We start from the raw sequence: 24,612 nt of genomic DNA, 5'->3' as shown, positions 1-24,612 counted from the left end.
TGATACCGATTCCCACGAGGATTTACTGTTGCTTCAGGGTCGACCAGTGTCGCCCTCTTCGGCTGCCTGGCCGGTCTCGACTGCCGCTGACACCGACCCGGTCTTGATGGCGTCGCCGGTCGCCGCATCGAAGAGGTGCATCTTCTCTTCGGGGAAGTGGAGTTCGATCTGACTGCCCACTTCGGTGACGAGGTCGCCCTCCTGACTCATGGTGTAGGTCTCGCCGCCGACCTCGAAGTAGACGTGGGTCACGTCGCCCATCGGTTCGACGACCGACACCGGTGCCATCAGCGTCGTCTCACGCCCGCTCGCCGTGTCGGCGCGCTGGACCGATTCGGGTCGGACTCCCATGACCACGTCGCCGCTCAGCGTCCCCAGTGATTGCTGGAGGGACTGACTCAGTTCGTACGTGAATTCGTCGTGGTGCAGGACGCCGTTGTCGTAGGACATGGTGAAGAAGTTCATCGCGGGATCGCCGATGAAGCCTGCGACGAACTGATTGACCGGCTCGTGATAGCATTCCAGTGGCGTGCCGACCTGCTGGAGTTCCCCGTCGTCGAGGATGACGATCCGGTCGCCCATCGTCATCGCCTCGGTCTGGTCGTGCGTGACGTAGATCGTCGTGATGTCGAGTTCGTGCTGGAGGTTCTGGAGTTCGGTGCGCATCTGCGTGCGCAGCTTGGCGTCCAGATTCGAGAGCGGTTCGTCCATCAGGAACACTTCTGGTTCGCGCACGATCGCCCGCCCCAGTGCGACCCGCTGTTGCTGGCCGCCGGAGAGTTCGCCCGGTCGCTTCTCCAGTAGGTCTTCGATGCCCATCATCGACGCCGCGTCGTTGACTCGCTGGGAGATTTCCTCCCGCGAGAGGTCGGTCGACATCTTCAGCCCGAAGGCCATGTTCTCGCCCGCGGTCATGTGGGGATACAGCGCGTAGTTCTGGAACACCATCGCGATGTCCCGATCTGTCGGCGGCTGGGTCGTGATGTCGTCCCCGTCGAGGAACAGTCGGCCGTCGCTGACAGTTTCGAGGCCGGCTACACAGCGCAGTGTGGTCGACTTCCCACAGCCCGAGGGACCGACGAACACGACGAATTCGCCGTCTTCGATGTCGAGGTTGAAGTCGTCGACAGCGACGATCTGCCCGCTGTCGTCGTTGAACACTTTCGTCAGATTCTGGATCGAGAGCTCACCCATTGATTGGTCACCATGTCGTGGTTGACGGCTATCCGTAATAAATCATGGTACGTGTCCGCACCTCATAACTCGATTCGCTCTTCGGTTTCGATCGCTTCGGTCGCGGCCAGTGTCAGCGCCAGTGTGTCGGCGGCGTCGCCGTAGTCAGACCGGACCGGCGCTGTGGAGTCGGACGAGACGGCCTCGACGAACGCCGCCAGCTCGCGGCGATACCAGTCGTCGTCGCCCTCGTAGGCGACCGACTCGCCGTCGACCTCGCCCGTGATCGTGTGGTCGATGTAGTCGACCGTTAGCTGGGCGTCCGCGGCGACGATGCGGGTCTCGAACCGGAACGACGACGCGGCACACGTCGCGCTCACGTGGCTCAGCGTCCCGTCCTCGTGAACCATCGTCACCGAACTCGCGTCGTGGAAGTCGATCTCGTCGGCCAGCCGGCGGTCCGTGCCCGCGCCGACGACCCAGTCGACATCGCCCGCCAGATATCGGTGGGTGTCGTAGGGGTGGGTCGCCTGCTCGACCAGTTGCCCGCCGGACTGGTCTTTGCGTTGCCACCACGCTGCGGGCGTGACGGGTGCCCAGTAGGTCGACTCGATCGACCCGATCGTCCGCCCGTCGAGCAGTTCGCGCAGTTTGTCGGTCACGTCGGCGTAGCGCGCGACGTAGCCCGACGCGGTGATGACGCCGCTGTCTTCGATCCTCGACTGTGTGTCCCTGACTTGCTCCATCCCGAGTCCGACGGGCTTCTCGATCAGGATGTCCACGCCCGCATCGGCCGCCGCCTCCTCGTACTCGGGATGGGCAAAGGGCGGCACTGCGATCAGGACGGCGTCCACGTCCTCGTTCTCGATCAGTTCGATGCCGTCCGTGTAGGCGACCGCGTCCCGTGGATCGGCCGCCGCCGTCGCGCGCTCTTCGTCGATGTCGGCGACCGCGACGATCTCGACTCCATCGAGGTCGTCCGCGTTCTCCATGTGGACGGTTGCGATACCACCGGCTCCGATGACGCCAAGTTCGACTGTCATCCTCACGCAGGTGTGTCGCGCAGGGTGGTGATAAAAGTGCGCTCTGGATGGCCCGTCGAGCAAACCTATATCACGTTCCCGTTAGCAACGTCGGGTATGCGATTCGCGCTGAACCAGATGGGGTTCCCCCACGACGACCTCGAACAGACGGTCGACTTCCTCGCGGGTGCGGGCTACGACGGCTTCGAGCCGAATCTCGTCGCCGACGGGCCGCTGTGGGACGACGACGCCGTCGCCACGCTGGCCGACCGGGCCGACGATGCCGGTCTGGACGTGCCGGCCGTCTCGACGACGATGCACTGGGACGCGCCGCTGTCGTCACCCGATCCCGAAGTCCGCGAGCGCGGGATCGAGATCGGTGAGCGGATGCTCGCGGTCGCCGACGCCCTCGATGCGGGTGCAGTCCTGATCGTCCCGGCGCTGGTGACCGAGGATACACCCTACGACGTTGCCTACGAGCGCGCGCTGGCGGGCGTCGAGGCACTCGCCGACGCTGCCACCGACTACGACGTGACCGTCGCCGTCGAGAACGTCTGGAACGACTTCCTGCTCTCACCGCTGGAGTTCCGCGATTTCGTCGACGAGGCCAGTCAGTCGGGTCCGGTCGGCGCGTACTTCGACGTGGGTAACGTCCGCCGCTTTGGCCATCCCGCCCAGTGGATCTCGATTCTGGGCGACCGGATCGAGCGAATCCACGTCAAGGACTATCAGACAGACATCGACACCATCGACGCCTTCACCTACCCGCTACAGGGCGATCTCGACTGGGCGGCCATCGACGACGCACTCGACCGGATCGGCTACGACGACTGGATCACCGCCGAGGTCCCGCCCTACGAGAGCCACCCCGAACAGATGCCACCGCAGTTGCTCGACAATCTACAGGCCGTGTTCGAGAGTTAGCTCAGCTGGACTGTTCTTCCGACTGACAGACGATTCTCACCCATGTTTTATGCTGACCGATACCGCACCACGAGGTATGCAACGAGTAGGGCTGATCGGGAGTGGCGTCATGGCAACCACACACGCAGGGAGTTACGCCGAGATCGACGACGCAGAGGTCGTCGCTGTCGCCTCGACGGGCGACAACCTCGACACGTTCGCCAGCGAGCACGCGCCCGGTGCGGAGACGTACGCCGACGCCGAGACGATGCTGGCCGAGGCCGACCTGACGATGGTCGACGTGTGTACACCGACGCCGACCCACCACGACTTCGCCACCGCGGCGGCCGAGCGCGATCTGGCCGTCTTCTGTGAGAAGCCGATGACCCGGACGATGGAACAGGCCGACGACCTCGTCGAGACCATCGCCGAGACCGGCGTGCCGGCGTCTGTCGGGCACGTCCTGCGCTTTTTCCCGTCCTACGTCACCGCCAAGGAGCGAATCGACGCGGGCGAACTGGGCGAACTGGGGACGATGCGAGCCGAGCGCCTTTCCTCCCCGCCGAAGTACGGTGCCGACAACTGGTTCAGCGACTTCGAGCAGAGCGGCGGCGTCGTGCTGGACATGGCGATCCACGATCTGGACTATCTGCGCTGGGTCGTCGGCGAGGTCGACCGGGTGTTCGCCCGCAGCGCCGACTGGGAGGCAGACGGTCACCGCTACCAGCACGCCGGCGTCGACCTGCGCTTCGAGGACGGCACTGCGGGCTACGTCGAGGCCTCGTGGGGCTACCCCGACGAGATGGACTTCACCACCGCCTTCGAGTTCGCCGGGTCGGACGGCTCGCTGGAGTACGACACTCGCGACGAGCGTCCCGTCGACTTCACGGGCGACACCGGCGGCGAGATGGACCCCGCCGCCGGAGCCTTCCGCGTGAGTCCCTACACGCGGGAACTGCGCCACTTCGTCGAGTGTGTCGAGACCGGCGCTGAACCGGCGGTCACCGTCGAGGACGGTCGCGAGGCGGTGCGGATCGCACTGGCCGCAAACGAGTCCGCCGAGCGCGGTGAGCCTGTGCGGGTCGCGGAGGTGGGCCAATGACTGCGATTGGCATCCTCTCGGTCGAGCACCTCCACGCCGACGCCTACGCGGCCGCCCTCGACGACATCGAAGACGCCGCCCTCGTCGGTGTCGCTGGCGCGGACGAGAACGAGGCGGCGACGGCCGAGAAGGCCGAGGAGTACGGCACCGACCACCTCACACCCGACGAACTGCTCGACCGGGCCGACGGGGTCGTCGTCTGCTCTGCCAACGTCGATCACCGCGAGTGGGTCGAGATGGCGGCCGACGCGGGCGTCGACGTGCTCTGTGAGAAGCCCCTCGCACCGACCGTCGAGGACGCGCAGGCCATCGCCGACGCCTGCGACGACGCGGGCGTCCATCTGGGCGTGGCACTCCCGCTGCGCTTCAGCCAGCCACTCCGCAACGCCAACGACGCGCTCGAAGTCGGCCAGCTTGGCGACCTGCAGTTCCTGAGTGGCACCAACCGCGGGCAGATGCCCGGCGGCTGGTTCGCCGACCCGGAGCGGTCCGGCGGCGGCGCGGTGATGGACCACTCCGTCCACATCCTCGACGCCGTGCGCTGGCTCACCGGCGAGGACGTGGCCGAGGTGTACGCAGAGACGGGGACCCGCTTCCACGACATCCCCGTCGAGGACGTGAACCTCCTGTCGATGGAACTCACCGACGGCACGCAGTTCACGCTTGACGGCTCGTGGAGCAAGCCCGACGAGTACGATACGTGGGGCGGCGCGACGCTGAAGCTCGTCGGCGACGACGGCGTGCTGGAAGTGGACTGTTTCGACCAGACGATCAAACAGACCCGCGACAGCGGCGACCCCGGCGTCCACCAGCTATTCTGGGGACCGGACGCGAACCGCGGACTGGTCGCTGACTTCGTCGAAGCGGTCCGCGAGGATCGTCCACCGGCAAAGACTGGCACCCACGCCGTCCACGATATCGAGGTGATTCAGGCAGCCTACGAGTCGGCCGAACGCGGCGAGTCCGTCGAGGTGAGCGAGGTCGTCTAGCCGTGGTCTCCGACCCGGCCGATATCGAGGCGCGCGCCTGGGTCGAGCACCGCCAGCCACCCATCGCCGACATCGATGACGAACTCTGGTTCGCCGAGGACCCCGAGACCGAGTGTGCCGGTGTCGGCCGCGTGGAGGCCGAGGCCGTCGGCAACCTCGTGGCTGTCGTCGCCGACTACGAAACCGGCACTGATCCCGGCCCGCCACGGATGAAACTCCCCGGCGACACCATCGCGCGCCCGTCGAAACGGGCGAGCGAGCCGAGCGAGTCCGTCCTCGACCGCCTGCGCTCGCTGTTCTGACCGCCCGGCGTCGAGACCTGTCGATACATTCTTGCCGGTGCCCTCGGGACTCGTAGCCATGCAGATCACGAACGTCACGGCGACGACGGTCGACGTCCCGCTCGTCGGTCTCGACGAGCACCTTGGGATCGGACCGTACGTCACCAACCACGGCCGCCTCGAATCGATGGAGCGGGTCCTCGTCCGGGTCGACACCGACGAGGGCATCTCTGGCTGGGGGGAGATGCGGGTGTTCCTCTCGCCGGAAGCGACGGAGTCGGTCATCGAGGACGGCGTCGCGCCCCTGATCGAGGGCCAGTCCCCCTACGAGACCGAGCGCCTGCGCCGGCAGGTGTTCATCGAGTACGCCAACGCCGACCTCTTCTTCGCGGCGGTCGAGACCGCTTGCTGGGACATCGTCGGCAAGGATCTCGGGAAACCGATTTACGAACTGCTGGGTGGGTGGACCGCACCGACCCAGACCAGCCAGCGCCACCGCGAGGTCGAGGCGGGCGACGCTGCCGGGAGCGACGGTCCAGCGGACGTACCGGTCGCGTTCTGCCTGGGCATCCTCCCGCCCGAGGAGTCCCGCGCCAAGGCTGCCGAAGCACTCGACGCCGGCTTTCCGGTGCTCAAGACCAAGGCCGGCCGGGACTGGAAACAGGACGTGGCCCGCATCGAAGCGATGCACGACGAAGTCGACGGCCAGCTCGAATTCCGCCTCGATCCGAATCAGGGCTGGACGCTGGATCAGGCCGTCCGCGTCGCCGCCAAACTGGAGGATTCGGGCATCTACCTCCAGTACATGGAACAGCCCATCCGGGTCGATAGCCACCGCTCGCTCGCGCGACTGCGCCAGCGCAGTCGCCAGCCCATCGCACCCAACGAGGACACCTACATCAGCCACAACTGCCGGGACCTGATCGAGGCGGGCGCGATGGACGTGGCCGTGCTGGATCTGACGCCCGCGGGCGGCATCGCCGGTCTCCGCCAGCAGGCCGCCATCGTCGAGGACGCCGGCATCCCCTTCACGCATCACTGTGCGTTCGATCTGGGGATCAGAACCGCCGCGATCCTGCACGCCGTCTCCGGCATCCCGGGCTTTTCGCTCCCGCCGGACTCGACGTACTACGGCTGGGAGGACGATGTCCTCGCCGACCCGATCACCGTCGACGACGGCGCGCTCTCGGTCCCCGACGGACCGGGGCTGGGGATCGAAGTCGACCCCGACGCCATCGAACAGTACCGGATCTGAACGCTGGGAGTCCCGCCGCAGTGTTCAGATAAGAGATCGAGAAAAGTGAGAACAAGGCACCGAAAGCCCTCGCGTCGTTGCGGTCCCGCGGCTCGCTGCGCTCCAGTGGGTGCTTGCGTCGCCGGGGTTCCCGCAACGACGCTCGCCCTTTCATCCACCAGGGTGTAGACGGCCGAACAGCCGGGTCCTGGTGGATGAAAGGGCGAGGCGCGCTCAGTGGTTCTGCGGCGGCACTATCCGAACAGAGTGAGGATATCCGCCACAGAACCACTGAGCGGGCCGAGGGCTTTCGGTGTCTGCAAGTCTGAGACTGAGGTTGCTTATCTGAACACTACCAGTCCCGCGGGCCGAACGTTCAAGGGGCATGCCACCAATCCACGGACGATGATCGAACTCTCGCTTGCTGACCGGCCGGCGATCGTCACCGGGGCGTCGCGGGGTATCGGGCGGGCCATCGCCGAACGGTTCGCCGAGGCGGGCGGCGACGTGGTGATCTGTTCGCGCTCGCTCGACGGCGTCGAACCAGTCGCCGAGGAACTGACCGCTGCCCACGAGGGCCGTGTCGTCCCCGTCGCGTGTGACGTGACTGATCGCGCGGACGTACGGACACTCGTCGACCGCACCATCGACGAGTTCGGCGACGTGCGCGTCCTCGTCAACAACGCCGGTGGGGGCGTCGACGCCGACGACCTGCTCCACCGCTCGGCACCCGACACGTGGGCCGATGCCGTCGAACTCAATCTGACGGGGCAGTACAACGTCACACGGGAGGTCCTGCCGGCGATGATCGCGGCGGGTGGTGGGTCGATGGTCCACGTCGGTTCGGTCAACGGACTGCACGGCATCGCGCTGGCGGGCTACTCGGCGGCCAAGAGCGGCCTGCTCGCGCTGTCGCGCAACGTCGCCACCCACTACGGCCAGTACGGCATCCGCTCGAACGTCCTCTCGGCGGGCACCATCGAGACCGAGGCCCGGCGCGAGGAGATGGCCCGCAAAGACGACACCGACGACGCCCGACAGCGCTGGCTCGATCAGTACCCTCTCGGGCGCTTTGGCCGGCCCGGGGAAGTCGCAGACACGGCGCTCTTTCTGGCCTCCGAGCGGGCCGGCTTCGTCACTGGGACGAACGTCGTCGTCGATGGCGGCCTGACCTGTGGCCTCCCGACCTCCTTCGTCAACGAGGTTTACGACGCCGACGACGTGCCCACGCGCGAGTCGCTCCACGAATCCTAACAGCTCCACATATATATCGGAACTCTTATCACACTTTGCCATCACTTCTTCTCCGTACTGGCGGACTGAGAAATCACCGCCTTAGAGCCTGTGGGATTGTTTCAGTGAGAGACGACCGGTGAGGAGACGAAGGCTGTTCTGAGTAACTGTCGAAAGTGCCTGTCTGAGTGCCTAAAACAACTCTTTTGGGTCTACTGTAATTCTCCCTCGAAAGTTATCGGATTTATTTTGAATCGGGGAAAGTCACGTCGCTTTGCCAGGACGCTCGTCGCCCAGTTGCATTGTCGACTGGCTGACGTACAGCAACACCGCCAGCCCGAGGATGAGCAGCGTGTAGGCTACTGCCGCGGTCAATGCGGCCATCTCGCTGTTGTACTCGCCGGTGCGAAAGACGATGGCCTTCCGGACGAGTGCGATGATGCCCGTCAGGATCACGAGTCGAACGATCCGGCGGGTGTCGTTCGAGCGCACGTAGGCGACGACGGTCTGGTACACCTCGACGATGATAAAGAGCAAGAGGGCGGTGTCGATGAAGCCGACGACGACCAGCGGGTCGCTGATCCTGCCGTCGAGGACGGCACCGCCGATCTGTGCACCCAGATCGACGACGCCGATGGCAAACAGGAGGACGAGGACGTAGGCCGCCACGACCTCGATGCTGCGCATCAGTCGCTCCGAGACCTCGACGGGCCGCTCCGTCCGGTCCGCCGGTCCGCTGTCTCGCTTCTCGGTGCTGTCCCGCTTGTCGCCCTCGGCCATGCCCAAACGTCGTCCGCCAGTGACAAGAAGGTCGTGCCAACAGCGATGGGGCCGCTCAGCGAACGTGACCCGGATCGACTGGTCTCGGCTCTGGTGGGTCGTCGGGCGTCCCGAGGCGAACGACGAGCAGGGCGACCGGCACCAGCACCATCGCGCCGACGACGAACGGCGACCAGTAGCCGACGACGGTGTACAGCCCGCCCATCACGATGGGACCGATGGTCCGGGCGAGGCTCCCGGCACCTTGGGTCAGGCCGAACGCGCTGCCCTGTGTCGCCGCCGACGCGCGGTTGGAGACGATGGTCGTCAGCGTCACCGACAGGACCCCGTTGCCGAGGGGTAGCAGCGTCAACACGGCGAGCAGGGCCAGCAGGTCGCCGGTGAGGAACGGCGCGATGGCGGTCAGGTCCGGGACCGCCGCGCCAAGTCGGTCGCTGAACGGCAACAGTCCGGTCCCGACCGCTAACACCGCTGTCCCGCCGACGGTCAGGGTGACCTCGGCGTAGCGGGCTGTCAGGCGTCCGATCAGCACGCCTTGGACGAGCACCGACAGCACTCCGATGTAGGTCAGCAAGAGCGCGCTCTGGCTCGCCGAGTAGCCGTAGATGTCGGCGACGAAGGGGATGAACATGATCTGGACGCCCGAGAACGCAAAGGAGACGAGGAAGAACGCTCCGAGCAGTTCTCGCAGGCCGCTCGTCCGCAGGCCCGCCAGCAGTTGCTCGATCTGTGTGGGGCGGCGCTGCTGGTCACCACCCCGGTCGCTCGCCGGGAGCGATTCCGGCAGGAACAGGAGCGTGACGACGACGCCACAGAGACTCGCGAACGCGGCCGCGAAACTCGGCAGCGAGAAGCGCGTAATGGCGACGACCGGGACCACGGCGTCGACCGCGGCGACGACGCTATCGAAGCTCAACACCGCCCCGATCCCCGGCCCGAAGATGAAGCCGACGCCGAACGCCGCCCCGATCAGCCCCAGCGACTTCGCACGCTCCTCGGGCGGTGTCACGTCGGCCACGTAGGCCTGTGCCGTCGAGAGGTTCCCGCCCATCGCGCCAGCCAGCATCCGCGCGACGAACAGCAGCCACAGCGCGTCGGCGAGTCCGAAGACGGTCCACGCGATCACGGACCCGGCGAGCGACAGCACCAGCACGGGCCGCCGACCGGCCCGATCCGAGAGCGACCCTAACAGCGGCGCGAACAGGAACTGCATCGCCGAGTACGACGCTGCAAGCAATCCGATGACGAACTCCGTTCCGCCCGGAAACGAGCGCGTGTAGAAGGGCAGAATCGGGATGATGATACCGAAACCGAGCAAGTCGAGGAAGACGACGGCGAGGACGATCGCCAGTCCGCGACGGGAACCGCTCATACCGGCCGAACACCCGCGAGGCACTTACGAGTATGGCGCTCAGGCCGCGGCCAGAATCTCGTCGAGCATCGTCAGCTCCTGTTCGAGTTCCGCGTCGCCGATTGCCTCGCTCTCGCTCGCGAAGTACTCGCGGAAGGTCCGAAGGCGGTCGGGGTACGGATCGGACACGGTCAGCGGTTCGGAGGTTTGCTCCCAGCGCCCGGGAGATGGCTCGGGTGGGACCCCGATGCCGTCGTCTTCCGTGACCGAGACGGCTTCCCGGTCGCGCTCTGCCACCATCCAGTTTTTCAGCAGGTCGGCGTACCGCGAGAGGAGGACGGCCTTGCGGACGCCGCTGTTGGCGAACTGTTCGGGACCGCCAGCGGGGAACTCGATGGTCGAGGTGGCTTCCCGACTCGTCCCGTCGCGCTCCTCCCAGGTGGCTCGCAGCGTTATCGTCGCGTCCTCGGCCTGCTTTGTGACTTGCACGAGGACGACGCCTCCGCGGGCGCGCCCGCCCTCACTGGGCGAGGCAAAGAGGGTGTTGACGGACATGATTTCGCCGGTGGCCTCTTGGGCGGCTGTCGAGCCATACACCTTCCGAATCTCGTACCCCTCGGCGTCGAGTTCCAGTTCGAGGTCGAACACGAACGGCGTCACCATGTACTGGAACTGCTCGCCCATCCGCCGTTCGAACTCCTCGGCGGAGTGGACGCCGTAGTAGTTCGCCCCGCGCACGGCGGTGAGTTCGTCGACGAGTTCGGCGTTGAAATCGACCCCGACCCCGACGAAGGTCGCGTGGATGTCGTCCGCCGCGTTGGTCTCCAGCGTGGCACGCAGGCCACCACTGGACGTGTCGCCGAGGTTGGGCATCGCGTCGGTGAGGACGATCATCCGGTTCTCGAAGACGGACTGGTCGGCGTCGCTGTACGCCGAGAGCAGCTCCGTCGCATCGGAGAGTCCGGCGTCGAGGTTCGTCCCGCCGGCCGCTTGGATGTCTTCGCGGATGTGGCCGCGGATGGCGTCCATATCGGTCGCGTTGACCTGCCGCATCGGCTTGGCGACGTGACTCTCCGAACTGTAGAGGACCACGCCGAGCCGGTCGCCGGGGCGCAGTTGCTCGGTCAGGGCGACCAGCGCGTCCTTCGCCACGTCGAGTTTCGGGCGCTCCGTGGTTCCCTCGACTTCGCGACGGTTGCCGAACCGGTCGTAGTAGTACTCGGAGAACGACGACGACATCGACCCGGAGATGTCCAGCACGACGACGAGGTTCAGGCGCTTGCGGTCGAACTCGTCGACCCCGATGCCCGAGTCCAGACCGACGCTGAGGTAGCGCTCGGTCTCCCCGCCCAGCGGGTCGGTCGACACTGCCGGTGCGTACGTCGGACAGAACGTCGACGAGCAGGTGCCGTCGCCGCCGGTGTCGAAGTAGTAGTTGTAGAACAGCCCCTCGTAGGAAAGACTCTCGGGAATCGGCAGGTACCCCTCCTCGACGTTGCGCCGGAAGGTGGCGATGTCGGCCGCGCCGCCGGCCGAGAGACCGATCCCGCCGTCGGCGCTAGTGCTCGTGGTGCTTGCCTGTCCGCTCGTCAAATTGATCCCCCCCGAACCACCGGCGTCGCCGCCCATATCGTTGGGGTCGTACTGCCAGTCGTCGACTTTCTCGACCGGCGTGAACGTGTCCGTGGGTTCGTCGTCCGGCGTGCCCTCGTCGGTCGTGCCGGGCGTCGTCGCGTCCGCCCTTGTGCCAGCCAGATCGGTACAGCCCGCGACGGCACCGGTCGCGCCCGCGGCGAGCAGGTGGAGGTAGCGCCGCCGTGAGTGGTCGTCGGTCATGGCTCGACCGACACGCTCCTATCAGTAATAAACGACTTTCGCTCAAAAACCGGTTGTAGCGATCCCGACGCGACGGGCTGGTACGCATTCGATCCCGTTTCGGACGCTTTTTGCCACTGGACGAACAAGCAGGCGTACCGAATGATCTCCGAGGGCTGCGAGCAGTGTGCTGAAGGCGGGAAGATGGTCATGTTCGTCTATGGCTACTGTGACCAGCGGGACTGCTTCTACTGTCCCCTCGGTGAGAATCGAAAGAACGTCGATCAGGTGTACGCCAACGAACGCCCGGTCGAGTCCGACGAGGACGTCATCGCCGAGGCGAAACTGATGGACGCGCTTGGCACGTCGATCACCGGCGGCGAGCCACAGGAAGCGCTCGATCGGACCTGTCACTACCTCGAACTGCTGAAAGACGAGTTCGGCGAGGACCACCACACCCACCTCTACACCGGCATCACCGGGGGCCGCGAGAACATGCGCCGCCTGAGCGAGGCCGGACTGGACGAGATTCGCTTCCACCCGCCGCTCGAACAGTGGGGCGACCTGCACGGCACCGAGTGGGAAGAGATCCTCTATATCGCCCGCGAAGAAGGGCTGACCCCCGCGTTCGAGATTCCGGGCATCCGCGCCGAAGAAGAGTTCCTCGAATTCCTCGACGAGGGCGCGGCGGACTTCTGTAACATCAACGAGTTCGAGATGTCCGACGGCAACTTCCGCCGGATGCAGGAAGAAGGCTTCGAGCGCAAAGACGGCCACATGAGCGCCGTCGAAGGCAGCCACGAGATTCTGGAGACGATGGGCGATCACGAGCGGGTCTACTTCTGTACTTCCGTCTTCAAGGACGCCGCCCAGCACCGCTCGCGCATGAAGCGCATGGCCCGGAACATCAGCCGCGAGTTCGACGAGATCACCGACGACGGCACCCTCGTCTACGGCAAGGCCTGGGTCAGTGAAGCCCACTTGCAGGAACTGGGCGTCCCCGAGGAGTTCTACGCCGTCAAATCCGAACACGTCGAACTCGCGTGGTGGCTCCTAGAGGAGATGGTCGAGGACGGCGACGTGCCAAAGGGCGAGATCGTCGAACAGCATCCGACCTACGATGGGACCGTCGTCGAGCGGACGCCGCTGGCGTCGGGACAGAGCGGTAGCGGGCAGTCTGCTGCCGGGGACTGAGCAGTCGCCGAGCAGAGCGAGGTGCGCCGAAGGCGGGCCTCGAAGGGGTGTCGGCTACGCGCATGATCTATTGAAATGTCTGACAAACTGTTATATACCATGTGAGACAATACCATAGATATGGCAACCGCCACGAGCGGGTCAGATCTCGGATCGGGTGGGGAACGACCGCCCAGCACCGCGATCATCGACGCTGTTAGCGAGCGCACTGAGACACCGGTGACCGAACTACCGCCGCTGTACGAGGTGGTCGACCCCGACGCACTGGACGCACTGTTCGCCGACAGTCAGACCTTCGGTGCGGTGACCTTCGAATATGCAGGCTACGACGTGACTGTCCGGGCCGACGGGACGGTCAAGGTGTCGCCGATCTCGGGTCGTTAGAAGTCCACGTCGGCGTCTTCTTCGAGTGAGCCGATGTCTTCGGTCGCCTCTTTCAGGCCGTCGTCGCGGATGGTGTCGGTCATCACCGTCGAGATGCCGGCGTCGTGGAGCACGTCCTCGTACTCGCTCTGGAAGCGCTGGCTGACCTGTCTGGCCTGCGCCTCGGCGGTGACGACGCGCTGATAACGATCCAACTGGGCGGCCGAGAGATCAACGTCGTCGGCGAGTGCGTCGAGATCTGCCGCTTGGTCGCGAAGGCGGTCGAGATCGAAGGGTGCGTCGGTGTCGTCTGCACGCAGCAGGTGCAGGGCTGTCCGGGCACGGAAGACCGCGTCCTCGTCGGTCCCGACGGTGTCTGCGATCTCCGCGTCCGTGTCTCCCTCGTAGTAGCGCCGGATCACGGTCACGAGCGCGTCGTCGTCGAGGTCGCTGTCGACGCCAAAGCGCTCGCGCAGGCGCTCGATCACTGCGAGCAAGCGCTCCTCAACGTCCTCCTCGTCCGAGAGCAGGGAGCCATGCCCCGACTCCTGTCGCTCGGTGACGGTTTCGTCGCCGGCCACGTCGACGAAGATGTCACGGAGTTTCTCGGTCTTCTCGTCCATAAGGCGAACCCTTGGGCACCGGTCGTTACATATCTGTTGCTCGTCGTGTCCCGTGTTCGAGACCCACTGTGACATAGCGTCGGTCGTGGTGCTGTGACAACTCCAAACGCCGCCCTCGTTCTCGCCAGACTGCGGGCGGTCGGAGCAAGCTTTATGCGCCGGCCAGTTCGTGTTAGCACATGCCAATCGCGCTTCAGACGACCACGCGGCCGACCTTCTGGCAGATCGGACCGGTGGGGAAAGCGATTTTCTACTATCTCGCCGCACTGGCGCTGCTCGTCGCCGCCTACGGGATCTACGCTCGCGTGGCTCGCTACGCACGAGCGAGCGAGGAGCCGTTCCCGCGGCTAGACGACCTGCCACAGCGGATCGTCGCGGGCGCGACTCTCGCGCTGTCGAACGCCAAGCAGTTCGATCGGGACCTCGTCGGCGGCCTGATGCACACCTTCGTCTTCTGGGGCTTTCTGACACTGCTGATCGGGACGACGATTCTGGGGATCGATATGGATCTCTATCGCCCGCTGACGGGCGAGAGCTTCTTCGTCGGCGAGTTCTATCTCTCCTATTCGCTGGTGATGGACGCGATGGGGCTCCTCTTTGTCGTCGGGGTCGGCGTCGCGATCTGGCGACGCTACGGCCGCCGCATGGAGCGCCTCCACGGCCGCCACACCTCGCGTGAGGACGACTACTTCCTCTGGTCGCTCTTTTTGCTCGGCGTCGGTGGCTATCTGACGGAGGCGGTCAGGATTCTGGGGACCAGCGCGACCCGGGACGTGAGCTTCGAGACGGTGAGTTTCGTCGGCTGGGCGCTCAAAGACTGGCTCGCCGCCGCGGGGATGACGCCCGCGATGGCCACCACCGCCTACCCCGTGGTCTGGTGGAGCCACTCGCTGCTGGCGCTTGCCTTCGTCGCGTGGGTGCCTTACGCCAAGCCCTTCCACATGCTCTCTTCCTTTGCCAACGTCGTCACGCGCGACGAGAAGGCTGGCGTTCGGCTGCCGGGCGTGCCCGAGGACGCGAGTCCCGACGAGATCGGTCCCAGCGAGATCGACGACTTCTCGTGGAAACAGGTGCTCGATCAGGACGCCTGTACGAAGTGCGGTCGCTGCTCGTCGGCCTGCCCCGCCAAGGCGTCGGGCCGGCCCCTCGACCCGCGCGACGTGATTCTCGACCTGAAGCAGTACCGCGAGGAGCGTGACGCTGGCGGCGAGCCAGTCGATATCGTGGCAGATGGGGGGACATCGGTCATCGACAGTGCGACGATGGAGTCCTGTATGGCCTGCATGGCCTGCATGGACGCCTGCCCCGTCGAGATCGAGCACCTCACCCACTTCACGGAGATGAACCGCCGACTCACCGAGTCGGGCCAGATGGACGAACACGTTCAGGACGCCATGATGAACGTCTTCCAGCAGGGCAACACCTTCGGCGAACCCGACCGCAAACGGCCGGAGTGGACCGACGACCTCGACTTCGAAGTCCCCGACGCCCGCGAGGAAGCCGTCGACTATCTCTGGTACGTCGGCGACTACCCGAGCTACGACGACCGGAATCAGAAAATCGCGAAAGCCCTCGCTCGCGTCTTCGAGGCCGCCGACGCCTCCTACGGCATCCTCTACGAGGACGAACAGACTGACGGCAACGACGTGCGCCGCGTCGGCGAGGAGGGCCTCTACGAGATGCTCGTCGAGGACAACGCCGCCGCCATCCAGTCCTGCGAGTTCGACCGGATCGTCTGTACCGATCCCCACTCGTTCAACACGTTCAAACACGAGTACCCCGAGTTCGACGCCTGCGAGTGGACGGGCGAGGATGTGGCCCACTACACGCAGGTGGTGGCCGAACTGGTCGAGACCGATCGGCTGGACGTGCCCGCGACCCTCGACGACACTGTCACCTACCACGACCCCTGCCACCTCGGCCGGTACAACGGCGAGTTCGCGGCCCCCCGCGACCTCATCGACGCCACGGGGGTCGACCGCGTTGAGATGCCCCGCAACCGCGACGACTCCTTTTGCTGTGGCGGTGGCGGTGGGGGCCTCTGGATGGACTTCGACGAGGACCCCAAGCCCAGCGAGGAGCGCCTGCGCGAGGCGCTCGAAGACACGTCCGCCGGTGGTGCGGTCGACCGCTTCGTCGTCGCCTGCCCGATGTGCATGACGATGTACGAGGACGGCCGGAAGACGGGCGGCTACGAGGACGACCTCGACATCGTCGGCGTCACCGAACTGCTGGCCGAAGCGCTAGCGGATTCGAACTGAACGGCTGCCAACCGGAACAGGCACTGCAATCTCTCGCCACGCTCGCTAGCATTTACCGACTGCAAGCGCACCAACGCCAACGAGCAGTGAAAGCCCTCGCCACGCTCACGGTCGCTGGCCGGCATATCCTCGCTCACTGCTCACGGGTCGTCCCTCCCCGTTCGCTTTCGAGGCCCTCGCTACGCTCGCGCCTCGCACTGTTCGCTCGGATAGTGGCCGCCCAGCGACCCACGGAGCGCGAGCGCGGCTCGCCCTTTCAGTCCTCCGAGGCCCGTACCGCCACCCGGCCCTTCCCCGTGGTCGCGCGACGAAACGCGCTCCCGGCCACGGCGGTGCGGTCGGGACGCGTGATTCGCCCGCCAGGGCGAATCCGGGGTGGAGTGGGGACGCTCTCGCGAGCGCGTGCCGTCGCGCTCGCAACTGTGGTGTGAGTGCGGCGGACGAACGGGCGAGACACGGTCGCGTCGTCTGCGTCGGCACTACCCGAGCGAACGACGCGAGCGAAGATATCCGGCCTAGCGGGCGTCGAGCGGGTCGAGGGCGTTCAGTCGGTAGTGAGGGTGTTCGGTACGTCGTTTGTTAGCGAGTGTGTTCGGTCACCGACAGTCGGTCGGTCATCTCCGAGCGGACGATTCATTGCCCCGGGCGACCGACCACGGGGTATGAATCAGGACCGCCGCCCGCGACGACTCAGGACTGACGGGGTTCGAGGCCTCGTCAGCGAGACCGACCTCGATGCGTCGGATCTGATCGCGCCGGTGTTCGTCGATGCGACGACCGACGAGCGGGTACCAATCGAGACGATGCCGGGCCACGAGCGCGTCCCGGTCGAGCAAGCGGTCGACCGGGTCGAGGAGATCCGCGAGACCGGCGTCGAGGCCGTGATCGTCTTCGGCATCCCCGAATCGAAGGACGAGCGAGGGAGTCGGGCGTGGGCCGCCGACGGTGTCGTCCAGCGAGCGGTTCGTCGGATCACCGACGAGACCGACGCCTACGTCATCACGGACGTGTGTCTCTGTGAGTACACCAGCCACGGCCACTGTGGTGTCGTCGAAGACGGTGCCGCCGACGATCCGACCCTGACTGTCGAGAACGACCCGACGCTCGACCTGCTCGCGAACACCGCCATCTCCCACGCTCGTGCGGGGGCGGACATGGTCGCACCGTCCAGCATGACCGACGGGATGGTCGGGGCGATCCGTGAGGGACTCGACGCCGACGGCCACGCGGACGTGCCGATCATGAGCTACGCCGCGAAGTACGAGTCGGCCTTCTACGGCCCATTCAGAGACGCCGCCGACGGCGCACCGGCCTTCGGCGACCGACGCCACTACCAGATGGACCCGGGCAACGCCCGCGAGGCGATGCGCGAGGTCGCCCTCGACGCCGAGCAGGGCGCGGACGTGCTGATGGTCAAGCCCGCGCTGCCCTACCTCGATATCGTCCGGGCGATCCGCGAGGAATACGACCACCCCGTCGCCGCCTACAACGTCAGCGGCGAGTACGCGATGCTCCACGCCGCCGCCGAGAAGGGGTGGCTCGACCTCGAATCGGTCGCTTACGAGTCGCTGCTGTCGATCAAACGCGCCGGCGCGGATCTCATCTTGACGTACTTCGCCGAGGACATCGCGCAACGATTGTAAGGCTGTTCGTCCAGTTGCGATCTCTCTCGACAGATGTCCACTCGTTCGGCACCATCCACCACGATACACGCTGGAAAAACCGTGACAGTCCGGGGCGCGCGCGAGCAAATCCGGGCCTGAACGCCCCTCTCTGCGTTTTTCGTGGTTGACGAACGTTCGAAATTTGCGCTGACAGACACCGATTTTCTGGACGGAATACAACCTTATATCGATAATATCATACTCCAATCTGGACGGTCGTCTACCCAACCACCCATTATTGGGAGTATTGTAAAGCCAATCCTTATGTAGGGCTACCGCAAGACACCGTCCGTGAACGAGTTGACGAAGTTGGTGGCCGAGGCGATAAAGTTGGACATACAGACGCAATTCAAACACAATCCAAAACGATGACGTACGAACTACTACAGTCGAGCCCGGAAACGCTCGTCGAAGGTGTCAACCTTCTCTGGGTACTGGTGGTAACGTTCCTGATCTTCTTCATGCACGCTGGCTTCGCGATGCTGGAAGCCGGACAGGTGCGCTCGAAGAACGTGGCGAACCAGCTAACGAAGAACCTCCTGACCTGGTCGGTCGGGGTCGTGCTGTTCTTCCTGGTCGGTGCGACCGTCGAAGGTGCTGTCGGTGGTGCCGGCGTCTCCTTCCAGATGAACGGAAGCTCCTCTGGATGGGTGACCTGGCTGTTCGGCGCCGTCTTCGCGATGACGGCGGCGACGATCGTCTCCGGGGCCGTCGCCGGTCGTGCGAAACTCCGCGCGTACATCACGTACACGATCGCGATCGCGGCCGTGATCTACCCGGTCGTCAGCGGGATGTCGTGGTACTCCGGTGGTTTCCTCTCCAGTCTCGGCTTCGCCGACTTCGCCGGTGGGATGGTCGTCCACGGGATGGGTGGCATCGCCGGTCTCACCGCGGCGTACGTCCTCGGCCCGCGTATGGGTCGGTACAACGACGACGGCAGCGCGAACGTCATCCCCGGTCACTCGATGACCTTCGCCGTGCTGGGGACGCTGATCCTCGCCTTTGGCTGGTACGGTTTCAACGTCGGGACCGCCGCGACGGTCTTCGACCCGGCAGCGGCCGCCGAGGGAACGATCGCACTCGGTGACTTCGCCTACGTCGGTCGCGTCGCGATGACGACGACGATCGCGATGGCCTGTGGTGCGGTGGGTGCCGGACTGGTCGCCTGGGCCAAGACCGGCAAAGTCGACACGCTGTACGTCGCGAACGGCCTGCTCGCCGGTCTCGTCGGTATCACCGCGATCCCGAACACGACGACCTGGTGGGGCGCGTTCGTCGTCGGCGGCATCGCCGGCGCCCAGCTCCCGATCGTCTTCGAGTTCGTCGAGAAGAAACTGAAGATCGACGACGTGTGTGCAGTCTTCCCCGTCCACGGGAGCGCCGGTGTGATCGGGACGCTCATGTTCCCGTTCGTCGCGATTCCGTCGGCCGTCGACGGTTCGATCATCGGTGCGTTCGTCAATCAGGTGATCGGTGTCGGTGTCATCACCGCGTGGACGGTCGTTTCGACCGCCCTCATCTGGGGTGCGTTCAAGGCGGTCGGTCAGGCACGCGTCACGCCCGAACACGAGCAGGAAGGGCTGGACGTCTCCGAGCACGGCGTCGAGACCTACCCCGAGTTCGGTGGCGGCGAGGGTGTCGTCGCCGACGGTGGGACCCCTGCGAGCTTCACTGAGGTGAATGACGATGACTGAGGACGACCGCGAGATCAAGATGGTCGTCGCGATGGTGCGACCGGACAAGCTCGGCGACGTCAAACAGTCGCTGGCGGAAGTCGGTGCGCCGTCGCTGACGGTGACGAACGTCTCCGGCCGTGGCTCCCAGCCCGCGAAGAAGGGCCAGTGGCGCGGCGAGGAGTACGTCGTCGACCTCCACCAGAAGGTCAAGATCGAATGCATCGTGGCGGACATCCCCGCAGACGACGTGGTCGATGCGATCAAGGAGGGTGCCCACACCGGCGAGCCCGGTGACGGGAAGATCTTCGTGATCGACGTCGAGGACGCCGTACAGGTCCGCACGGGTGAACGCGGGCCGGACGCCGTCTGATCGCCGCATGCAGATCGACGACACCGAACGCCAGATCATCAACGCCCTGCTGCGGGACGGCCGCGCGAGCAACCGCGAACTCTCGGCCGCGACCGGTATCGCCGAGCCGACCGTCGCCCAGCGTGTCGATCAGCTCGAAACGAGCGGTGTCATCGACGGCTACGAACCCCGGATCGACTACGACGCCATCGGCTACGACATGACCGCCGTGTTCAAACTGACAGCCGACGGCGACGGGCTTCCCGGGGTCGCCGAGCGACTCGCCGACAACTCCCGGATGACGACTGTCTACGAGGTCACCGGGAGTCACGACGTGATCGCGATCGGCAAGTTCACCGACACCGCGGAGATGAACGAACAGATCAAGCAGCTACTGACCGACGACGACATCACGGCCGTCGAGACCTCGGTGGTCCTCAACAGCGTCGCGGAGTACGGCCAGTTCCAGCTCGATCCCGACGCTTGAGGGGGCGTCCCAGTATCAGACGCTGAAATCTCGGCGGTGCGGTTAAGCGACTGGCCGGCAACTCCGGCGTATGGGCCTGCAAGTCGACGTGCGGAAACTGGATCTTTTCAACAAGATGGCGAAGGAGGGGTCGGAGACCGTCGCCAGCCACCTCACACAGCTGACCGGTATCGAGGCGTCGGTTCGGACCTCCCAGATCAATTTTCTCGATATCGACGACGTGAAGACACATCTGGGCGAGCAAGAGCGGATCGGCATCTACGTCGAACTCACCGAAGCACCCGGCGGCTACGTCCTGTTCGTCCTCGCGCCCGACGACGGCAGGCGCCTCGCCGGGCAGATGATGGGTGGTATGGGCGGCGGCGGCGACGACGGTGACATCACCTCGATGGAGCGGTCGGCCCTCCAGGAGATCGGCAACATCATGACCAGCGGCTTTATCGACGGCTGGGCGAACGTGCTGGACGCGACCATCGACATGACGACGCCGAAACTGCTGGTCGACGACACGTCGACGATCATCGACTCGATGGGTGGCTGGCCCGACTCCGATCTCGTCTTCGTGATCGATTCCCACGTCGTCAGCGAGTCCTCGGGTTCCGCCGACGACGATGCGAGCGGCGAGACCGACGACATCGACCTGACCGTCTACACGTTCCCGCAACTCGAAGACCTCGTCGAGATGATCCAGAACATCGATCTGAACACCGACGTCAAGGAAGATACGATAGCCGACGATCTGTTGTAGTCACTGCGTACTATCGGTATGGTTCACTTTCTCGCACGCCTGTGTTCTCGGGCGTGCAGGCGAGTCGCCACAGCGTTCACTGGCGGGTCGGTCTGGCCTCGATATGTACGATGAGACGATCCGCTCCGCTCGGGCCTTCACACTGATTTCGTCGCCGTCGCTCCAGACAGAGGACTGACCGATCCGGTCGGACTGTGCCGTCGACGAGACCGACGACACGCTCTCTCGGTCACTGTTCCGGCAGTCACCGGCACGACGATCCGGTGTTCGCGATCACTCCGCGGGTGGCGTGATGACGATCCGGCCGTCACCGTACACCGTCACACGGTAGCCCTGAACGGTGAAGGCGACGTGGCCGCCCTCTCGCTGGGTGTCGTCACCGGTCGCGAAGATGCGGTCGAGCGCGTCCGGGTCGACGCTGTCGTAGAGGGTAAAGCCAGTCTCGGAAACGTCACTCCCCATCACGTCGGCGAGGGCGTGGATGACGGTCGTGCTGAGTTTGCTCGTTCCGTCGGGGTCGTGCACCGTGACGTAGTTTGGCTGGCCGGTCTCGTGGTTCGGTGTCGATCCTTCCGGGTCGGGCACCCGGCCGTTGTTTGGCGTCGGCATTCGCGTACGTTCCAGAAAGGGGTGGACCGAGGAAAGTCTTCTCCCTGTCCACACTGTCGCGGTCCGGTGGTCCGGTCGAAGTAACAGAATACTCCGACTGTGTGGCCGTAGCGAGCTATTACCCCACTGAACGGTCGCAGTGGTTTATATCGTCGCCGGGTGCTTCAACGGGTGCCGCCGAGACGAAATTCTCCGCCAACCCATGCGCAACCAACCTACAGCAGACGACAGCCAGTCTCGATCCACGAACCAGCGAGCCATCCAACAGGCGCTCACGTTTCCGCTCGAACAGACGATCCGGTTCCAGACCGAGGCCGCCCAGTTCGTCGTCGACACGCTCGAAAGCGGGTCCACAGCCCAGCAACGTGCCCTCGAAATGACGGCCGATCTGGTCCGAAACTACGCCCAGACGCTCGCACGGACCACACGCGACGCCGAACAGCTCGCGACTGCCGGACTGGACCAACAGTCTCAGCCGATGGCCGGCCAGCCCCCTCAGCAATCCCAGCCGATGGCCGGCGGCCAGCCCTCTCAGCAACCTCAGTCGATGGCCGGTCAGCCCTCTCAGCAACCTCAGTCGATGGCCGGTCAGCCCCCTCAGCAACCTCAGTCGATGGCCGGCCAGCCACCCCAGCAGCGTGCCCAGCCACCGGGCCAGTCCCAGATGCTCCCCCAGCAGCAGGCACCACCACAGGCCCAAGCGCCGGCCACCCAGCAGTCACAGCCAGCACCCCAGCAGCCGATGGGAAGCAAGCCCCTCCAGCAGGCTCCGCCCCAACAGATCCAGTCCGAACAGTCACCGGAGCTCCGTGAAGGGATGCTCGGCCAGCAGTAACTATGTACGATCCACGAAACCCCAGCCAACGGCCCACGACGCAGCAGCACAGCCAACAGTCCCAGCAGTGGACGACGCCACAGACCCAGCCACCTGCCCAGTGGCAGGGACAGCAATCCCAGCAGGCCGCCCAGTCACCCCAGCACGTCCAGCCACAGCAACCGGGGCAAACAGCCCAACCACAGCAACCACCCCAGCAATCTCAGCAGGCCGTCCAGTCACCACAGCAAGTCCAGCCACCGCGACAGGCTCCCCAGCAGGCCGTCCAGCAGCCACCGCAGGCCCAGCAGTCGGGGTCGCAACTGACACGGCCACAGCTTCGAACCGTCTCGGTCGAACAGATCGTCCAGACCGACCTCGTGACGGTCCCGTCGACGGCGACCGTCGCGACGATCAGCGAGACGATGGCGAGTGAGTCAGTCGGCTCGGTCGTGGTCGTCGACGACGGCGCGCCGCTGGGCATCATCACCGACCGTGACCTCGCGCTCGCGCTTTCGGAGGGAACCGACGTGGCCGGTCGGCAGGCGAGCCAGTTCGTCGACGGCACGCTCAGGACCGGTTCGGCCGACATGAGCGTCTTCGACGCGCTCGAACGGATGCAGTCGGCCGGCATCAGGCGGCTTCCGATCGTCGACGACAACAACGCGATCCGCGGGATCGTCGCCCTCGACGACATCCTCGTCTTGCTCGGCGAGAAACTGCAGGACGCGACCGAGATCATCCGCACGCAGTCGCCGCGGTTGTAGCGGCATCGCGGGCGACCGGTCTCGACAGCCCCTGTCCACGGCGGTCGCTCGCCGTCGACCAGACTACCGTTCGTGTGCCCAGACGGCGTCCTCGACGGTCACTTCCTTCTTGAACAGCGGTACCTCGTCTTTCAGTCGGTCGATGCCGTCCTCGACGGCCCGGAACGCCTCGCGGCGATGGCCCGCAAGCACGACGACGAAGACGATGTCTTCGCCCGCGTGGACGACGCCGGTGCGATGGTGTAGCGCGACCTCGAAGACGCCGTCTCTCGCTTCCAGTTCCGCGCTGATCGTCGCCATGCGCTCGTCGGCGACCCCCTCGTACTTCTCGAATTCGAGGTACTCAGTGGCCGGGTCGTCGGGATCGTCGTGCTCGCGCACGCGCCCGGTGAACGTCGCGATAGCCCCGGCGCGGTCGCTGTCGGCGGAGCGTTTCACCTGCGCGACCAGCGACCCCAGCGTCTCGTATGGCTCGCAGTCGTCGAGGCTGTCGACGACCTCGTCGAGGTCCACGTCGTCGGCGTGCTCGGCGGTCGCGATTTGCTCGCCGGCGTGGCTCTCCCCTCCGAGTGCGACCGTCGGAATCCGGGCCTCGGTGTCGCCGGCGACGAGTGCGTAGTCGTAGTCGGGTGCCAGTTCGGCCAGCGTCTCGTCCAGCCCGCGGTCCGTCCCGGTCGCGACCCATCCGTCCTCACCGATGCTGTAGCTCGCGTCGGCTTTCGGCACGTGGTGGGCGGCGTCGGTCCCGCCGACGGCCGGCGCGTCGGCCGAGTGTGTGATCGTCGCGACCCGGCCCCGTTCGGTGAGCCGGCCACACAATCGTTCGACGAGGGCCGTCCTTTCTGCCTCGGACGACCCGACGATCCCCAGCACTTGCATAGTGGACCTGACCGCCCGAGCCACCTATACGTTCGCCTCTCCGCGACGCTTCGACTCGGTGCGACTGACATAGAGCACTGAACGCCCTCGCTAGCTGTTCTTCGTGCTGCTGGCACTGACGAGTACTGAACGCCCTCGCCCCGCTCGCGGCCGCTGCGCCACATATCCTCGCTTCGCTCGGATAGTGGTCGCGCACCGACCGCCAGACGCGGCTCGCCCGTTCGTCCGCCAGGAGAGCAAGCTCTCCTGAGCCTGCGTTCACTTCGTTCACGCAGACGCCAGGCACAGCAACCGC

The 24,612-nt window shown here is 65.5% G+C and carries 24 protein-coding genes; 16 read left to right on the top strand and 8 right to left on the bottom strand.

Annotation, left to right across the window (positions count from 1 at the left end):
* Window positions 1-33: 33 nt before the first annotated feature.
* A complete protein-coding gene (locus tag AC5FRW_RS04070; protein WP_493567152.1) occupies window positions 34-1,194 on the bottom strand; it encodes an ABC transporter ATP-binding protein in 1,161 nt (386 codons plus the stop codon).
* Window positions 1,195-1,256: 62 nt separating this feature from the next.
* On the bottom strand, window positions 1,257-2,216 hold the full coding sequence (locus AC5FRW_RS04065) for a Gfo/Idh/MocA family protein (protein WP_493567151.1): 960 nt from the start codon (window positions 2,214-2,216) through the stop codon (window positions 1,257-1,259).
* Between the two features lie 96 nt (window positions 2,217-2,312).
* Here AC5FRW_RS04065 and AC5FRW_RS04060 point away from each other — a divergent pair, with 96 nt between their 5' ends.
* The 6 genes from AC5FRW_RS04060 to AC5FRW_RS04035 all read left to right on the top strand — a co-directional run bounded on the left by AC5FRW_RS04060 (window position 2,313) and on the right by AC5FRW_RS04035 (window position 7,958).
* A complete protein-coding gene (locus AC5FRW_RS04060) occupies window positions 2,313-3,119 on the top strand; it encodes a sugar phosphate isomerase/epimerase family protein (RefSeq protein WP_493567150.1) in 807 nt (268 codons plus the stop codon).
* A 76-nt stretch (window positions 3,120-3,195) separates the two neighbouring features.
* Window positions 3,196-4,200, top strand: coding sequence for a Gfo/Idh/MocA family protein (locus AC5FRW_RS04055; RefSeq protein WP_493567149.1), 1,005 nt, complete (start codon window positions 3,196-3,198; stop codon window positions 4,198-4,200).
* Entirely contained in the window at window positions 4,197-5,189 is a 993-nt protein-coding gene (locus AC5FRW_RS04050; RefSeq protein ID WP_493567148.1) for a Gfo/Idh/MocA family protein, read from the top strand. The genes AC5FRW_RS04055 and AC5FRW_RS04050 overlap by 4 nt, the downstream gene beginning before the upstream one ends.
* 2 nt (window positions 5,190-5,191) lie before the next feature.
* Window positions 5,192-5,491 carry a hypothetical protein gene (locus AC5FRW_RS04045; RefSeq protein ID WP_493567147.1) on the top strand — a complete coding sequence of 100 codons (300 nt, stop codon included), beginning with the start codon at window positions 5,192-5,194 and terminating at the stop codon, window positions 5,489-5,491.
* Window positions 5,492-5,549: 58 nt separating this feature from the next.
* Entirely contained in the window at window positions 5,550-6,725 is a 1,176-nt protein-coding gene (locus tag AC5FRW_RS04040; protein WP_493567146.1) for a mandelate racemase/muconate lactonizing enzyme family protein, read from the top strand.
* Between the two features lie 384 nt (window positions 6,726-7,109).
* The gene (locus AC5FRW_RS04035; protein ID WP_493567145.1) at window positions 7,110-7,958 is read left to right on the top strand and encodes an SDR family NAD(P)-dependent oxidoreductase; all 849 of its coding nucleotides are present in this window, start codon (window positions 7,110-7,112) and stop codon (window positions 7,956-7,958) included.
* Between the two features lie 243 nt (window positions 7,959-8,201).
* Here AC5FRW_RS04035 and AC5FRW_RS04030 read toward each other — a convergent pair whose 3' ends face one another.
* The 3 genes from AC5FRW_RS04030 to AC5FRW_RS04020 are packed head-to-tail and all read right to left on the bottom strand — an operon-like array spanning window position 8,202 to window position 11,904.
* On the bottom strand, window positions 8,202-8,717 hold the full coding sequence (locus AC5FRW_RS04030; RefSeq protein ID WP_493567144.1) for a phosphate-starvation-inducible PsiE family protein: 516 nt from the start codon (window positions 8,715-8,717) through the stop codon (window positions 8,202-8,204).
* 55 nt (window positions 8,718-8,772) lie between these two features.
* Window positions 8,773-10,089, bottom strand: a complete 1,317-nt coding sequence (locus AC5FRW_RS04025) for an MFS transporter (RefSeq protein ID WP_493567143.1) — start codon at window positions 10,087-10,089, stop codon at window positions 8,773-8,775.
* A gap of 39 nt (window positions 10,090-10,128) precedes the next feature.
* Window positions 10,129-11,904 carry a vWA domain-containing protein gene (locus tag AC5FRW_RS04020; RefSeq protein WP_493567142.1) on the bottom strand — a complete coding sequence of 592 codons (1,776 nt, stop codon included), beginning with the start codon at window positions 11,902-11,904 and terminating at the stop codon, window positions 10,129-10,131.
* 141 nt (window positions 11,905-12,045) lie between these two features.
* Between AC5FRW_RS04020 and AC5FRW_RS04015 the strand changes: the two genes are divergently transcribed.
* Entirely contained in the window at window positions 12,046-13,077 is a 1,032-nt protein-coding gene (locus AC5FRW_RS04015; protein WP_493567141.1) for a radical SAM protein, read from the top strand.
* Window positions 13,078-13,197: 120 nt separating this feature from the next.
* The gene (gene ddfA, locus AC5FRW_RS04010; RefSeq protein ID WP_493567140.1) at window positions 13,198-13,461 is read left to right on the top strand and encodes a DdfA family disk-determining factor; all 264 of its coding nucleotides are present in this window, start codon (window positions 13,198-13,200) and stop codon (window positions 13,459-13,461) included.
* Here ddfA and AC5FRW_RS04005 read toward each other — a convergent pair.
* Window positions 13,458-14,063 carry a conditioned medium-induced protein 4 gene (locus AC5FRW_RS04005; RefSeq protein WP_493567139.1) on the bottom strand — a complete coding sequence of 202 codons (606 nt, stop codon included), beginning with the start codon at window positions 14,061-14,063 and terminating at the stop codon, window positions 13,458-13,460. The two genes, ddfA and AC5FRW_RS04005, sit on opposite strands and share 4 nt — an antisense overlap.
* Before the next feature lie 179 nt (window positions 14,064-14,242).
* On the opposite strand from AC5FRW_RS04005, the gene AC5FRW_RS04000 reads away from it, so the two are divergent.
* The 6 genes from AC5FRW_RS04000 (at window position 14,243) to AC5FRW_RS03975 (ending at window position 21,248) form a co-directional block, all read left to right on the top strand.
* Window positions 14,243-16,324, top strand: coding sequence for a (Fe-S)-binding protein (locus AC5FRW_RS04000; RefSeq protein WP_493567138.1), 2,082 nt, complete (start codon window positions 14,243-14,245; stop codon window positions 16,322-16,324).
* Window positions 16,325-16,986: 662 nt separating this feature from the next.
* Window positions 16,987-17,967, top strand: coding sequence for a porphobilinogen synthase (gene hemB / locus AC5FRW_RS03995; protein WP_493567137.1), 981 nt, complete (start codon window positions 16,987-16,989; stop codon window positions 17,965-17,967).
* Window positions 17,968-18,356: 389 nt separating this feature from the next.
* The gene (locus AC5FRW_RS03990; protein ID WP_493567136.1) at window positions 18,357-19,682 is read left to right on the top strand and encodes an ammonium transporter; all 1,326 of its coding nucleotides are present in this window, start codon (window positions 18,357-18,359) and stop codon (window positions 19,680-19,682) included.
* Window positions 19,675-20,034 (top strand): nitrogen regulatory protein GlnK1, encoded by a 360-nt coding sequence (glnK1, locus tag AC5FRW_RS03985; protein ID WP_493567135.1) that lies wholly within the window; start codon window positions 19,675-19,677, stop codon window positions 20,032-20,034. Before AC5FRW_RS03990 ends, glnK1 begins: the two co-directional genes overlap by 8 nt.
* A 7-nt stretch (window positions 20,035-20,041) precedes the next feature.
* Window positions 20,042-20,500: a winged helix-turn-helix transcriptional regulator gene (locus AC5FRW_RS03980; RefSeq protein WP_493567134.1), complete on the top strand. Its 459-nt coding sequence runs from the start codon at window positions 20,042-20,044 to the stop codon at window positions 20,498-20,500.
* 70 nt (window positions 20,501-20,570) lie between these two features.
* On the top strand, window positions 20,571-21,248 hold the full coding sequence (locus tag AC5FRW_RS03975) for a chemotaxis protein CheC (RefSeq protein WP_493567133.1): 678 nt from the start codon (window positions 20,571-20,573) through the stop codon (window positions 21,246-21,248).
* Between the two features lie 273 nt (window positions 21,249-21,521).
* Here AC5FRW_RS03975 and AC5FRW_RS03970 read toward each other — a convergent pair whose 3' ends face one another.
* Window positions 21,522-21,857: a HalOD1 output domain-containing protein gene (locus tag AC5FRW_RS03970; protein ID WP_493567132.1), complete on the bottom strand. Its 336-nt coding sequence runs from the start codon at window positions 21,855-21,857 to the stop codon at window positions 21,522-21,524.
* Window positions 21,858-22,059: 202 nt separating this feature from the next.
* Here AC5FRW_RS03970 and AC5FRW_RS03965 point away from each other — a divergent pair, with 202 nt between their 5' ends.
* Window positions 22,060-22,692 (top strand): hypothetical protein, encoded by a 633-nt coding sequence (locus tag AC5FRW_RS03965; RefSeq protein ID WP_493567131.1) that lies wholly within the window; start codon window positions 22,060-22,062, stop codon window positions 22,690-22,692.
* 2 nt (window positions 22,693-22,694) lie between these two features.
* The gene (locus AC5FRW_RS03960) at window positions 22,695-23,438 is read left to right on the top strand and encodes a CBS domain-containing protein (RefSeq protein WP_493567130.1); all 744 of its coding nucleotides are present in this window, start codon (window positions 22,695-22,697) and stop codon (window positions 23,436-23,438) included.
* Between the two features lie 63 nt (window positions 23,439-23,501).
* On the opposite strand, the gene AC5FRW_RS03955 is transcribed toward AC5FRW_RS03960, so the two are convergent.
* Window positions 23,502-24,317, bottom strand: coding sequence for a molybdopterin synthase (locus AC5FRW_RS03955; protein WP_493567129.1), 816 nt, complete (start codon window positions 24,315-24,317; stop codon window positions 23,502-23,504).
* Between the last annotated feature and the right edge of the window lie 295 nt (window positions 24,318-24,612).

It is taken from the genome of Halomicrobium sp. HArcht3-1, assembly GCF_058933345.1.
This window is presented reverse-complemented; position numbering and strand designations above follow the sequence as displayed.